Annotated in this window: 10 protein-coding genes; 7 read left to right on the top strand and 3 right to left on the bottom strand. The window is 70.0% G+C overall.

Translation table 11 applies throughout. From position 1 onward, the window contains the following. The first annotated feature begins 185 nt into the window (after positions 1-185). From ABZ656_RS38240 to ABZ656_RS38220, 5 genes are all read left to right on the top strand, one after another. Positions 186-977 (top strand): ATP-binding cassette domain-containing protein, encoded by a 792-nt coding sequence (locus ABZ656_RS38240; RefSeq protein ID WP_168496612.1) that lies wholly within the window; start codon positions 186-188, stop codon positions 975-977. Further along, entirely contained in the window at positions 974-2266 is a 1293-nt protein-coding gene (locus tag ABZ656_RS38235; protein ID WP_101401503.1) for an ABC transporter permease, read from the top strand. The genes ABZ656_RS38240 and ABZ656_RS38235 overlap by 4 nt, the downstream gene beginning before the upstream one ends. A gap of 140 nt (positions 2267-2406) precedes the next feature. Then, positions 2407-4338 carry a 1-deoxy-D-xylulose-5-phosphate synthase gene (gene dxs / locus ABZ656_RS38230; protein WP_101401504.1) on the top strand — a complete coding sequence of 644 codons (1932 nt, stop codon included), beginning with the start codon at positions 2407-2409 and terminating at the stop codon, positions 4336-4338. Between the two features lie 153 nt (positions 4339-4491). Beyond that, positions 4492-6012, top strand: a complete 1521-nt coding sequence (locus tag ABZ656_RS38225; protein WP_101401505.1) for an amino acid permease — start codon at positions 4492-4494, stop codon at positions 6010-6012. Positions 6013-6086: 74 nt separating this feature from the next. Beyond that, entirely contained in the window at positions 6087-7553 is a 1467-nt protein-coding gene (locus ABZ656_RS38220) for a glycosyltransferase family 39 protein (protein ID WP_101401506.1), read from the top strand. An 81-nt stretch (positions 7554-7634) separates the two neighbouring features. Here the strand turns inward: ABZ656_RS38220 and ABZ656_RS38215 are convergent, their stop codons facing one another. Then, positions 7635-8009, bottom strand: a complete 375-nt coding sequence (locus ABZ656_RS38215) for an NTP pyrophosphohydrolase (RefSeq protein WP_101401507.1) — start codon at positions 8007-8009, stop codon at positions 7635-7637. Positions 8010-8181: 172 nt separating this feature from the next. On the opposite strand from ABZ656_RS38215, the gene ABZ656_RS38210 reads away from it, so the two are divergent. After that, positions 8182-8319 carry a hypothetical protein gene (locus tag ABZ656_RS38210; RefSeq protein WP_360274458.1) on the top strand — a complete coding sequence of 46 codons (138 nt, stop codon included), beginning with the start codon at positions 8182-8184 and terminating at the stop codon, positions 8317-8319. Positions 8320-8347: 28 nt separating this feature from the next. After that, positions 8348-9364, top strand: coding sequence for a hypothetical protein (locus ABZ656_RS38205; RefSeq protein WP_360274455.1), 1017 nt, complete (start codon positions 8348-8350; stop codon positions 9362-9364). Between the two features lie 751 nt (positions 9365-10115). Here ABZ656_RS38205 and ABZ656_RS38200 read toward each other — a convergent pair. Beyond that, positions 10116-12242: a 3-hydroxyacyl-CoA dehydrogenase NAD-binding domain-containing protein gene (locus ABZ656_RS38200; RefSeq protein ID WP_101401509.1), complete on the bottom strand. Its 2127-nt coding sequence runs from the start codon at positions 12240-12242 to the stop codon at positions 10116-10118. Beyond that, a complete protein-coding gene (locus ABZ656_RS38195; protein WP_101401510.1) occupies positions 12239-13465 on the bottom strand; it encodes an acetyl-CoA C-acyltransferase in 1227 nt (408 codons plus the stop codon). The genes ABZ656_RS38200 and ABZ656_RS38195 overlap by 4 nt, the downstream gene beginning before the upstream one ends. Positions 13466-14041: the final 576 nt, after the last annotated feature.

Here is a 14041-nt window from a genome sequence, read left to right as displayed (position 1 = left end):
AGCCGCCGCAAGTCTCTATCCACGTACGGGAATTCGTTCTTGAATTTCCGTACGGGACTTGCGTCATCGAAGCCCCTCCGGCGCCCCGCATCCATCAGCCCCGCAAAGCTAGGGCGGGGCGCCGGACGGAACACCCCCTCCACAAACTTCTGCACAACCTCCCGCCGGGTCAGGCGGCGAAGGAGATGGTTCACGTGTCCGCTACGCCTGTCCTGGCGTTGCGCGGGGTCTCCAAGCGATTCGGTGCCGTCCAGGCGCTCACCGATGTAGAGCTTGAGGTCCACGCCGGTGAAGTGGTCGCCCTGGTGGGCGACAACGGCGCCGGAAAGTCCACGCTGGTGAAGACGATCGCCGGCGTGCACCCCATCGATGAGGGCGCCATCGAGTGGGACGGCAAGACCGTCCACATCAACAAGCCGCAGGACGCCCAGGGCCTCGGTATCGCGACCGTGTACCAGGACCTGGCGCTGTGCGACAACATCGACGTCGTCGGCAACCTCTACCTGGGCCGGGAGCTGAAGAAGCGCGGCATCCTGGACGAGGTCGAGATGGAGCGCCGCTCCCGCGAGCTGCTGGACACGCTGTCCATCCGTATCCCCAGCGTCCGCATCCCGATCGCCTCGCTCTCCGGCGGTCAGCGCCAGACCGTGGCGATCGCCCGCTCGATGCTCGGCGAGCCCAAGCTCGTCATCCTCGACGAGCCCACCGCGGCCCTCGGTGTCGAGCAGACCGCCCAGGTGCTCGACCTCGTCGAGCGGCTGCGCGAGCGCGGTCACGCGGTCATCCTCATCAGCCACAACATGGCGGATGTGAAGGCCGTGGCCGACAAGGTCGCCGTCCTGCGCCTCGGGCGCAACAACGGCATCTTCGAGGTCAAGTCGACCTCGCAGGAAGAGATCATCTCCGCCATCACGGGCGCCACGGAGAACGCCGTGACCCGTCGTGCGGCGCGCAGCAATGGGGAGGCTCAGAAGTGAGCATCGACAAGACCTCTGAGACCCCTGAGGACCACGTCGTGGAGAACCCCGAGGCGGCCGCCGCGGCGGTCACCGCGGTCGACCCCCGGCTCCTCGTGCGCGAGCAGGGCTTCGGGGGCTACGCCTCCGAGTTCAAGCGCAAGATGAAGGCCGGTGACCTGGGTTCCATCCCGGTCGTCCTCGGCCTGGTCATCATCTGGATCATCTTCCAGAGCCTGAACTCCAACTTCCTCACCGCGGGCAACCTGTCCGACATCTCCGTCGCCATGGTCGGCACGGGCATGATCGCCGTCGGTATCGTCTTCGTACTGCTGCTCGGTGAGATCGACCTGTCGGTCGGCTCTGTCTCCGGTGTCGCCGGCGCCGCGTTCGCGGTGCTGAACGTCACGCACGGCATGAACGAGTATCTGGCCTTCGTGCTGGCCATCCTCACCGGCACGGTCGCGGGCGCGCTCCACGGCTTCGTGTTCGCGCGCATCGGTGTGCCGGCCTTCGCCGTCACTCTGGCGGGTCTGCTGTTCTGGAACGGCTTCATGCTCCAGATCCTGGGCAGCAACGGCACCATCAACCTGGACAGCAACGGTCTCGTCGCCAAGCTGACCAGCTACTACTTCACCGATGTCGCCGCCGCCTACGCGCTCGCCATCGGCGTCACCGCCGTGTTCTTCCTCAGCTCCTTCTACGGCAACAAGCGCCGCGAGGCCGCGGGCGTGCCGTCCCGGCCGCTGAGCGAGACCATCCTGCGCACCGCGCTGCTGGCGGTCGTCGCCTTCGCCGTGGCGATCACCTACAACCAGTACAAGGGCCTTCCGCTGGCCGTGGTGATCTTCATCGCGGTGCTGCTGATCACGGACTTCGTGCTGCGCCGGACCGCGTACGGCCGGAAGATCTTCGCGCTCGGTGGCAGCGTCGAGGCCTCCCGGCGCGCCGGTATCAACGTGGAGATGGTGCGGATCTCGGTCTTCGCGATCTCCGGTACGTTCGCCGCCATCGGCGGTCTGTTCATCGCCTCGAAGATCGCCTCCGCCAACCAGGGCGCGGGCGCCGGTGACCTTCTGATGAACGCGATCGCCGCCGCGGTCATCGGCGGCACCAGCCTCTTCGGTGGTCGCGGTCGTACGTGGAACGCGCTGCTGGGTGTACTGGTGATCGTGTCCATCCAGTACGGTCTGGCGCTGCAGGGCATCGCGTCGCCGATCCAGTACATGATCACCGGTGGTGTGCTTCTCGCCACGGTCGTCATCGACGCCGTCACCCGCAAGACGCAGAAGACCGCCGGTCGCGCGTAGCGGTCGTCGGGGTGCTGCCGCACCCTCTCTGAACCTGTGCCCGGTACCAATGGCGGTGCCGGGCACAGTCATGTCCTGGCGGAACATTAGACTCGACAGGCCCGGCAAAGCTCGAACAGCTCTACTGCAAGGAGGCACGGGTGCCGCTGCTGACCCGCATCACGGGACCGCGCGATCTGGACCGGCTCAGCCTGGAGCAGCTGGACCAGCTGGCCGGCGAGATCAGGACCTTTCTCGTCGACGCGGTCTCCAAGACAGGCGGCCACCTCGGCCCCAATCTCGGTGTCGTGGAGCTCACCATCGCCCTGCACCGCGTCTTCGAGTCGCCGAAGGACAGGGTGCTGTGGGACACCGGTCACCAGTCCTACGTCCACAAGCTGCTCACCGGCCGTCAGGACTTCTCGAAGCTGAAGATGAAGGGCGGCCTGTCCGGCTACCCCTCGCAGGCCGAGTCCGAGCACGACGTGATCGAGAACTCGCACGCCTCAACGGTCCTCGGCTGGGCCGACGGTCTGGCGAAGGCCAACGAGGTGCTCGACAGGAACGACCACGTGGTCGCCGTCATCGGTGACGGCGCTCTCACCGGCGGCATGGCCTGGGAGGCGCTCAACAACATCGCGGACGCCAAGGACCGCCACCTGGTCATCGTCGTCAACGACAACGAGCGTTCGTACGCCCCCACGATCGGTGGCCTCGCGAACCACCTGGCGACCCTGCGCACCACGGACGGCTACGAGCGCTTCCTCGCCCGTGGGAAGGACCTCCTGGAGCGCACGCCGGTCGTCGGCAGGCCGCTCTACGAGACCCTGCACGGCGCCAAGAAGGGCCTCAAGGACTTCATCGCCCCGCAGGGCATGTTCGAGGACCTGGGCCTGAAGTACGTCGGCCCGATCGACGGTCACGACATCGAGGCCCTGGAGTCGGCGCTGGCCCGCGCCAAGCGCTTCGGCGGCCCGGTCATCGTGCACTGTCTCACCGAGAAGGGCCGCGGCTACCAGCCCGCCCTGCAGGACGAGGCGGACCGCTTCCACGCCGTCGGCAAGATCCACCCCGACACGGGCCTGCCGATCGCCTCGTCCGGCGCCGACTGGACCTCCGTCTTCGGCGAGGAGATGGTCAAGCTCGGCCAGGAGCGCAAGGACGTGGTCGCCATCACGGCCGCGATGCTCCAGCCGGTCGGCCTCGACAAGTTCGCCAAGGCCTTCCCCAAACGCGTGTACGACGTCGGCATCGCGGAGCAGCACGGCGCCGTGTCGGCGGCGGGCCTGGCGACCGGCGGACTGCACCCCGTCTTCGCCGTCTACGCGACTTTCCTCAACCGTGCCTTCGACCAGGTCCTGATGGACGTGGCCCTGCACAAGTGCGGCGTGACGTTCGTGCTGGACCGCGCGGGCGTCACCGGTACCGACGGCGCCTCGCACAACGGCATGTGGGACATGTCGATCCTCCAGGTCGTGCCGGGCCTCAGGCTCGCCGCGCCGCGTGACGCCGACCAGGTCCGCGCCCAGCTGCGCGAGGCGGTCGACGTGACCGACGCGCCGACCGTGGTCCGCTTCTCCAAGGGCGCGGTGGGTCCGGCGGTGCCCGCGGTGGGCCGGATCGGCGGCATGGACGTGCTGCGTGAGCCGGGCACCGACGCGCCCGACGTGCTCCTCGTCTCCGTCGGCGCCCTCGCGCCGATGTGCCTGGAGATCGCCGGCCTCCTCGACCAGCAGGGCATCTCCACGACCGTCGTCGACCCGCGCTGGGTCAAGCCGGTCGACGAGGCCATGGCCCCGCTCGCCGAGCAGCACCGCGTGGTCGTCACCGTCGAGGACAACTCCCGGGTCGGCGGCGTCGGCTCGACGATCGCGCAGGCCCTGCGCGACGCGGGCGTCGACATCCCGCTGCGCGACTTCGGCATCCCGCCGCGCTTCCTCGACCACGCCTCGCGCGCCGAGGTCATGGCGGAGATCGGCCTGACCGCACCGGACATCGCCCGTCAGGTCACCGGTCTCGTCTCCAAGCTCGACGGCCGCTTCCCGGGGGCCGCCGCGCAGGCGGTGGACTCGGTGGAGCCCGCCCGCGACTGACGTACCACGGTCGAACGCAGGTCCATTGGGCCGGTTTCGCCACCCCGCACGGGTGGCGAAACCGGCCCATTCGCGTGAAGTCGACCGTACCCGGGCATGCGCGGTGCACGCCCCCTCGATCATGTCGAGGACGCCAAGCGTGGAGGTAGGCCAGTGAGCAGCACCCTCTTCAGGACGAAGAAGGTCGAACAGTCGATCTTGGACACTGAGGAGCCGGAGCACGCACTCAAGAAGTCGCTGTCGGCTCTGGACCTCACCGTCTTCGGCGTCGGTGTCATCATCGGCACCGGCATCTTCGTCCTCACAGGCAAGGTCGCCAAGGAGAACGCGGGACCCGCGGTCTCGCTGGCGTTCGTCGTCGCGGGTGTCGTCTGTGCCCTGGCGGCGCTGTGCTACGCGGAGTTCGCCTCCACGGTCCCGGTGGCGGGGTCCGCGTACACCTTCGCCTACGCCTCGCTCGGTGAGCTGCCCGCCTGGATCATCGGCTGGGACCTGGTGCTGGAGTTCGCGCTCGGTACGGCGGTGGTGGCCGTCGGCTGGTCGGGGTACGTGCGCTCGCTCCTGGACAACGCGGGCTGGCATCTGCCGGGTTATCTCAGCGGGCGTGAGGGGTCCTCCGGGTTCGGCTTCGACATCCTCGCCGCCGCGCTGGTGCTGGTGCTCACCGCCATCCTGGTCGTCGGCGTGAAGCTCTCCGCCCGCGTCACCACGGTCGTCGTCGCCATCAAGGTCACCGTCGTGATGATCGTGATCATCGCGGGTGCCTTCTTCATCGCGGGCGACAACTACAAGCCCTTCATCCCCACGGCGCAGGCCCAGGAGGCGGGCAGCAGCCTCAAGGCCCCGCTCGTCCAGCTCATCTTCGGCTACACACCCACCAACTTCGGCGTGATGGGCATCTTCACCGCCGCCTCCGTCGTCTTCTTCGCCTTCATCGGCTTCGACGTGGTGGCGACGGCCGCCGAGGAGACCAAGAACCCGCAGCGGGACATGCCGCGCGGCATCCTGGGCTCGCTCTTCATCTGCACCGCTCTCTACGTGGCCGTGTCGATCGTCGTCACGGGCATGCAGAGGTACGACCGGCTGTCCATCGACGCCCCGCTCGCCGACGCCTTCAAGGCGACCGGACACCCCTGGTACGCGGGTGTCATCAGCTTCGGTGCCGCCGTCGGTCTGACCACGGTCTGCATGATCCTGCTGCTCGGCCAGACCCGGGTCTTCTTCGCGATGAGCCGCGACGGACTGCTGCCGCGGTTCTTCTCCCGGGTCCACCCGAGGTTCCGCACCCCGCACCGGCCGACCATCCTGCTCGGCGTGATCATCGCGATCGTGGCGGGCTTCACCAGCCTCAGCGAACTGGCCGAACTGGTCAACATCGGTACGCTCTTCGCCTTCGTCGTCGTCGCGATCGGCGTCGTCATCCTCCGCCACACCCGCCCCGACCTGCACCGATCCTTCCGCACCCCGCTGGTCCCGCTCGTCCCGATCGTCTCCGTCCTCGCCTCGCTCTGGCTGATGCTCAACCTGCCCGCCGAGACCTGGCTGCGGTTCGCGATCTGGATGGTGATCGGCTTCGTCGTCTACTTCCTGTACGGCCGCTCGCACAGCCGTCTCGGGCAGCACGAGGAGGCGACCGAGGCCGCGGTGCACCCGCCGCGCCCCAACACCCAGTGATCGGCCCGTATTGATGCTCCGGCCCCGTATGTCCCGCTTCGGTGGAGACCGTGGGGCCGGATAGCGTGCACCGTATGCTCGCCGGGCTCCTGGAAACACCACGCTCCGTAGCCGCGTCACGGATGTCGGGCCCCGGCTACTGGAGACGGCTGCTGCCCGTCCTCGGGGTGCTCGTCTGCCTCACCAGGGCCCCCTCCTTCGTACGGCCGCTGTGGAACCCCGACGAGGGCTATCTCGCCGTACAGGCGCGGATACTGGCGGGCGGGGGAGAGCTGTACGAGACCGTCGTGGACCGCAAGCCGCCGCTCGTGCCGTGGCTGTACGAGGCGGCGTTCGCGGTGTTCGGCTCCGGTTCGCTGACGTCGGTGCGGGTCCTCGCGATCGTGGCCCAGCTGTCGACCGCCGTACTGCTGGCCTCGCTGGCCCGGCGCCGCTGGGGGGACCCGGCCGGGCGCACGGCCGGGGTGCTGTACGTGCTGGTCTCGATCGGACTCAACCCCGAGGACGCGCAGGCGGCGACCTTCGAGGTCTTCATGCTGCCCTGCACGACGGCCGCGATGTGGTGCGCCGACCGGCGCCGCTGGGGCGCCGCGGGGGTGGCCGTGGCCTGCTCCTTCCTCACCAAGCAGACCGGCGGGGTGGTGCTCGTGCCGGTGCTCTGGATGCTGTGGCGACAGGAGACGACCCCCCGAAGAGGCCTGCTGTGGCTGGGAGTTGGCGCGGTCGCCCCGGTCCTCGGCGCGGCGCTGCTCACCTCCCCGGCGGGATTCCTGTTCTGGACGGTCACCGGTTCGGGCTCCTACGTCTCCTTCGCGGGCTCCGAACTCCACGTCCTGTCACGGGGGTTGACCAACACGGGGGTCCTGGCGGCGGCGTGCGCGGGCCTGATCCCGCCGATCCTGCGGGCGCTGCGCGTGGCCCGCACCGGCGCGGCCGAACTCTGGCTGTGGCTCGGTTCGTCGGCGGTGGCGGTCCTGGTCGGCTTCCACTTCTTCGGCCACTACTACCTGCAACTCATCCCGTCCGTAGCCCTGTTGGCGACGGCCGCGCTCCAGGTCCTGCCCCGCGACCGCCTGATGACCGCCGTCCTCGCCTCGGCCTGCTGCTGTGCGCTGTTCCTGGCCTGGGGTCTGCTCGCGCCACGCCCCGAACTCGGCCACGCCCAGCGCCTCGCCGCGGCCCTGGACCACCGTACGGATCCCGGGGACCGCGTCCTGGTCTGGGGCATACACCCGGAGACGTACTGGCTGGCGAACCGGACCCCCGCCAGCCGCTATCTGACCGCCGGGCTCCTCACCAACTACAGCGGGGGCCGCGACGGTCCCCAGGTCGGCGAGAAGTACGCCGTCGAGGGCGCCTGGCCGGTGTTCCGCGCGGAGCTGACAGCCCACCCGCCGGCCCTCGTCGTCGACGACTCCCGGGGAAAGCCTTACACCCCCGACCGGGTCCGCTCGCTGCGCCGGCTGCTGGCCGAGGGCTACGAGGAGGCGGGCACGGTGGACGGGGCGGTGCTGTACACCCCCACGGGGCCGCCGGACTGACTCCGGGGCCCCGCCGCACACCCGGGCTCGCCGCACCCGCTCACCCGCCGACCTGCCCCGGCCCACCGGGCGCGCGCCCGCTCAGGACGGCCCCCGTACCGTCCGCGGGCCCGCCACCTCCGCGCCCGACTCGGTCACCCTGCGCCGCAGTTCACGGTCCGCCGTGATGACCAGGACCGGGCGGTCACCGGCCTCGGTCACCACCTCCACGATGCGGTCGTCGCCGCTGCCGGGTGCCTCGACGACCCGTACAGCGGGGACGGACTCCACACCCTTGGCCGCGCCCTCCACCACGAGGACCAGCTCCACCGGACCCTCGTGCCCGGGCAGTCCGTCCAGGGCGAGCCGGTCCCGCAGCCGCTCCGCGGCACCCCGGCGGTCGCGCCACCAGCCGTCGGGGACGGAGCCGACGACGTTGGCGGCGTCGATGATCACGAGCAGAGGCTGGTCGGTCATCCGACCAGCCTCGCATGAACAGCCGTTTGGACGGGTACGGCCCTACTGCTCCGCCTCCGGAGCCATGACCATGAATGTGGTGGACCGATGAACCAGTCCACTCGCTCCCTTCTGCACATCGTCGCCCACCAGGACGACGACCTGTATTTCACGAACCCCGACGTCGGGCGACATGTTCACCCACGCCCCCGCGATGGCCCGCGACGCCGCGGGCGCGGTCGTCCTGGCGGTCATCGGCACCGACGGACGTCTGCACGTCCGCCGTCAGCTGTCACCGGCCGCGGGCAGCCCCCTGGGCCCCTGGCGATGACGGCCGGGCCCCGGACTAAAGTGAACCGGTGAACGGCGAATGGCTCAGACGCGGTCGCGACGGCAGGCTCAGTGCGTACCTGTTGTCGGGCACCGTCCTGCACTGCCGGGCGGAGCGCGGACCCGGCGGCCCCTGGGACCCACCGCGCACCATCGGCGGCGAGCAGCGACTGCACCCCGTCCTCGCCGTCGGCCAGGGCGCCGACGGCTACGCCCATCTCGTCTCCTGGCGCCCCACCGTGCCCGGCGAGTCCGGGCTCGTCCACACCACCCACTTCCGGCCGCGGCTCGCCGCGCTCGACTGGCACTCGATCGGGCACCCCAACAAGACGGGTGACCGCACCGGTACGCCGGCCGTCGCGGTCGACGCACAGGGGCGCGCCCACGTCTTCGTGCGCAACAAGGGCGGCGGGGTCAGCATGGTCGCCCAGAAGGAGAAGGGCGGCTGGGATCCGTGGCGCGACCTCAAGGGCAGTGACGTACGGGAGGATCTGGCGGCCGTGACGGGGGAGTCCGGGCTCGTCGAGCTGTACGCGGCCGTGCCCGACGGGGTCGCCCACTGGCGCCAGAAGGAGCCGGGCGAGCAGCCGGTGCTCCAGGAGTCCCTGGAGACATCGGTACGCCCCGGCACCCTCCGCGCCCTCGCCACGTCCCCCTCCGCCACCACCCTCTTCTTCACCGACGAGGCGGGCGACGTGTGCGCGTGGCGCCCGGGCACCAAGCCTGTCGCTGTGCTCGCCTCGGCGGGCCCCGGTCCCGTCTCTGCGATCCGCTGCGAACTCGACGGCTACGACTGCACGTTGCTCGCCCAGCGCTCGGCCAGTGGTCGGATCGTCTTCGCCGCGTATCCCACCGAGCAGGAGTCGGCGGGGGCGTGGTGGACCGAGTCGGGCCCTGGGCTTCCCGTCGGGGCCGAGGTGTCTTTGGCGGAGGACGAGGAGGGGCGTGTGGTCGCGGCGACGCTCGCCCCCGGCAGTGAGGAGCTCCTCCTCACCCGGCGCAAGGATGAACCGGGCTTGGCGTTGGAGGCGTGGCGCCCGGTGTAACAGCCGTTTCCCGCCCCCGCCGCCCCTACCCGCCCCATCCCTACCTGGGGTCTCCGCCCCCGGCCCCCGGCGCCCGGCCCCCGGCCGGCTCCTTCGCCTGCGGGCCGGTGGGGGCCGTTCGCGCAGTTCCCCGCGCCCCTAAAGCAGCGGGGCTTCGCGCCAGCCCCCGGGTGGGTTCTTCGCCTGCGGGCCGGTGGGGGTCGTTCGCGCACTTCCCCGCGCCCCTAAAGCAGCAGGGCTTCGCGCCAGCCCCCGGCCGGCTCCTTCGCCTGCGGGCCGGTGGGGGTCGTTCGCGCAGTTCCCCGCGCCCCTAAAGCAGCGGGGCTTCGCGTTAGCCCCCGGGTGGGTTCTTCGCCTGCGGGCCGGTGGGTGCTGGTCGCGCACTTCCCCGCGCCCTGAAAGCAGCGGGGCGTCCGGCGTTCGAGGACCGCGACCCACCCGTCCCCGGGCCCGCACTCCCAGCCCGTCCGGCGTTTGAGGACGAGGGTGGAGGCCGATGCCCCGGCCAGGCCGTGTCTTCAGCCCGTCCGGCGTTTGAGGACGAGCCCTTCGGGCGATGCGGGGGGCCAGGGGGGCGTAGCGCCCCTGGCGGGGGTGAGGGGGCGGCGCCCCTGGGGATGATGGGGAGGTCCCCCCTGCTCGAGCGAAGCCGAGAGCTCGCGGGAGGGTAGGGGCGGCGGGGGCGTGGAAACGGCGGGCGCCCTGTACGCCGCGTCGGCATACAGGGCACCCGGGAGACAGAGCGGAGCGGTTACGCGGGGACGGAAGCCACCCCGACCTCCAGGAACCGCTTGCCGGTCACCCGCTCGGAGACGCCCTCACGGTCCAGGTACGGAGTGATACCGCCCAGGTGGAAGGGCCAGCCGGCACCGGTGATCAGGCAGAGGTCGATGTCCTGGGCCTCGGCGACGACACCCTCGTCGAGCATCAGACCGATCTCCTGGGCGACCGCGTCCAGGACACGGGCGCGCACCTGCTCCTCGGAGAGGACGACATCGCCCTGCTTCAGGAGCGCGGCGACCTCGGGGTCCAGCTCCGGCTTCCCGGAGTCGTACACGTAGAAGCCGCGCTTGCCCGCCTTGACGACGGCCGCGAGGTTCGGGGAGACCGTGAAGCGGTCCGGGAAGGCCCGGTTGAGGGTCTCCGAGACGTGCAGACCGATCGCGGGGCCGACCAGCTCGAGCAGGACCAGCGGAGACATCGGCAGACCCAGCGGCTCCACCGCCTTCTCCGCGACCTCGACCGGCGTGCCCTCGTCGATGACGTTCTGGATCTCGCCCATGAAGCGGGTGAGGATGCGGTTGACGACGAACGCCGGGGCGTCCTTCACCAGCACCGCGGTCTTCTTCAGCTTCTTGGCGACGGCGAACGCCGTGGCGAGCGAGGCGTCGTCCGTCTGCTCGCCGCGCACGATCTCAAGGAGCGGCAGGATCGCGACCGGGTTGAAGAAGTGGAAGCCCACGACGCGTTCGGGGTTCTTCAGCTTCGACGCCATCTCCGTCACCGACAGCGAGGACGTGTTCGTCGCGAGGATCGCGTGCGCCGGGGCGACCGCCTCGACCTCCGCGAACACCTGCTGCTTGACGCCGATCTCCTCGAAGACGGCCTCGATGATGAAGTCGGCGTCGGAGAAGCCCTCGGCCTTGTCCAGGACACCGGTCACCAGCGCCTTGAGGCGGTTGGCCTTGTCCTGGTTGACGCGGCCCTTGCTCAGCAGTTTGTCGATCTCGGCGTGGACGTAGCCCACACCCTTGTCCACGCGCTCCTGGTCGATGTCCGTCAGCACGACGGGCACTTCGAGGCGGCGCAGGAAGAGAAGGGCGAGCTGCGAGGCCATCAGGCCCGCGCCCACGACGCCCACCTTGGTGACCGGACGGGCCAGGTTCTTGTCCGGGGCGCCCGCGGGGCGCTTGCCGCGCTTCTGGACCAGGTTGAAGGCGTAGATGCCGGAACGCAGTTCGCCGCCCATGATCAGGTCGGCGAGGGCGATGTCCTCGGCGTCGTAGCCCTTCTGGAGGTCGCCGTCCTTGGCCGCCTCGATGATGTCGAGGGCGCGGTACGCGGCCGGAGCCGCCCCGTGCACCTTGCTGTCGGCGATGAACCGGCCCTTGGCGACGGCCTGGTCCCAGGCCTCGCCGCGGTCGATCTCGGGACGCTCGACCGCGATGTCGCCCTTGAGGACGGACGCTGTCCAGATGAGCGACTGCTCCAGGAAGTCGGCGCCTTCGAAGATGGCGTCGGCGATACCGAGGTCGAAGACCTGCTTGCCCTTGAGCTGCTTGTTCTGGTTGAGCGAGTTCTCGATGATGACCGAGACGGCCTTGTCGGCGCCGATCAGGTTCGGGAGCAGCGTGCAGCCGCCCCAGCCCGGGACCAGACCGAGGAAGACCTCGGGGAGGGAGAAGGCCGCGATGGCCTTCGACACCGTGCGGTACTGGCAGTGCAGACCGACCTCGACGCCGCCGCCCATCGCCGCGCCGTTGTAGTACGCGAAGGTCGGGACCGCGATGCCCGCGAGGCGCTTGAAGACCTCGTGGCCGCCCTTGCCGATGGCGAGCGCGTCGTCGTGCTTCTTCAGCAGCTCGACGCCCTTGAGGTCGGCGCCGACCGCGAAGATGAACGGCTTGCCGGTGACGCCGACACCGACGATCTCGCCGGCCGCGGCCTCCGCCTCGACCTGGTCGATGGCGGTGTTGAGGTTCGCCAGCGACGCCGGGCCGAAGGTGGTCGGCTTGGTGTGGTCGAAGCCGTTGTCCAGCGTGATGAGCGCGAAGCGCCCGGCGCCGAACGGCAGGTCGAGGTGGCGTACGTGCGCGGACGTCACGACCTCGTCGGGGAACAGCTCGGCCGCACCCTTCAGGAGTTCAGCGGTGCTCACTTGTTGCCTCCGGCGTCCTTGTGGTGCGGGTTCTCCCAGATCACCGTGGCGCCCATGCCGAAGCCGACGCACATGGTGGTGAGGCCGTAACGGACCTCCGGCTGCTCCTCGAACTGGCGGGCCAGCTGCGTCATCAGACGGACGCCGGAAGAGGCGAGGGGGTGGCCGTAGGCGATCGCGCCGCCGTACTGGTTGACGCGCGCGTCGTCGTCGGCGATGCCGTAGTGCTCAAGGAAGGCGAGCACCTGGACGGCGAAGGCCTCGTTGATCTCGAAGAGGTTGATGTCCTCGATCGACAGCCCGGCCTGGGCGAGGGCCTTCTCGGTGGCCGGGATCGGGCCGTAGCCCATGACCTCCGGCTCGACGCCCGCGAAGGCGTACGAGACCAGGCGCATCTTGACCGGGAGGCCGTTCTCGCGGGCGAAGTCCTCGGAGGCGAGGATCGACGCGGTCGCACCGTCGTTCAGACCGGCCGCGTTGCCGGCCGTGACGCGGCCGTGGACGCGGAACGGGGTCTTCAGGCCGGACAGGTTCTCCAGCGTGGTGCCCGGACGCATCGGCTCGTCGGCGGTGACCAGGCCCCAGCCGGTCTCACCGGCCTCCGCGTTGGTGTTGCGCACCGAGATCGGCACCAGGTCCTGCTGGATCTTGCCGTTGGCGTACGCCTTGGCGGCCTTCTCCTGCGAGCGCACGGCGTACTCGTCGGCGCGCTTCTTGGTGATCGTGGGGTAGCGGTCGTGCAGGTTCTCGGCGGTCATGCCCATGAACAGGGCGGACTCGTCGACCAGCTTCTCGCTGACGAACCGCGGGTTCGGGTCCACGCCCTCGCCCATCGGGTGACGGCCCATGTGCTCGACACCACCGGCGATGACGGCGTCGTACGCACCGAAGGCGATGGAGCCCGCGGTGGTGGTGACGGCGGTCAGCGCGCCCGCGCACATGCGGTCGATGGAGTAGCCGGGGACCGACTGGGGGAGACCGGCGAGGATGCCCGCCGTGCGGCCCAGCGTCAGACCCTGGTCGCCGATCTGCGTGGTCGCGGCGATGGCGACCTCGTCGATCTTCTTCGGGTCGAGGCCCGGGTTGCGGCGCAGCAGCTCCCGGATGGCCTTCACGACGAGGTCGTCGGCGCGGGTCTCGTGGTAGATGCCCTTCGGGCCCGCCTTGCCGAACGGGGTGCGGACGCCGTCGACGAAGACGACGTCCCTGACGGTACGAGGCACGATGGCTCTCCTCCAGATGCGGGATGGCACTGCTGCGCGACGCACACGCCCTGAGCGCGCGCTCACCGCTCATGCTACTTGCGAGTAACCACCCTGCCCACCCCCGACGGCGGGAGCGGCGAACGTCACACCGACACGAGGCTGTGCAGGAGCCCCCGTCAGGGGCGCGGGGCCGTGACATATACGGCTCCGCCGCGTCGGCGCGCCAAGACGCCGTCCGCGGATCTTGGCCTGATCTCGACGTCGCTCTTTCGCTTCAAGGGCCCCGAAAGGGGTGCGGGGAACCGCGCGAGCAACCCAGAACAACCCTCAATCGCCGTACGTCAGAAGCGCGTACGGCGACTGTGGCCTGTCCGGCGGATCATGCCGCAGACGCGTGGCTTGGCACGCTGCGGCTGCACGCACCGAGCCCCGCTCGCCGGCGTCTACGAGGCACCGCGCGTTTCCTGCGACCTGATCCGCCGGACAGGTCCTAGGCCGTCCTAGGCCCTGTCGTCAAATTCCCGCCTGCCCCGCGACGCCATGCACGCACTCTCGCCGCACCGGGCCCAGACCCGAGTACATCCAGTACGAGGG

The organism is Streptomyces sp. NPDC007095 (assembly GCF_040634475.1).
GTDB lineage: Bacteria > Actinomycetota > Actinomycetes > Streptomycetales > Streptomycetaceae > Streptomyces.
Note: the sequence above shows the minus strand (reverse complement) of the source record. Positions and strands in the feature narration are given on the sequence as shown.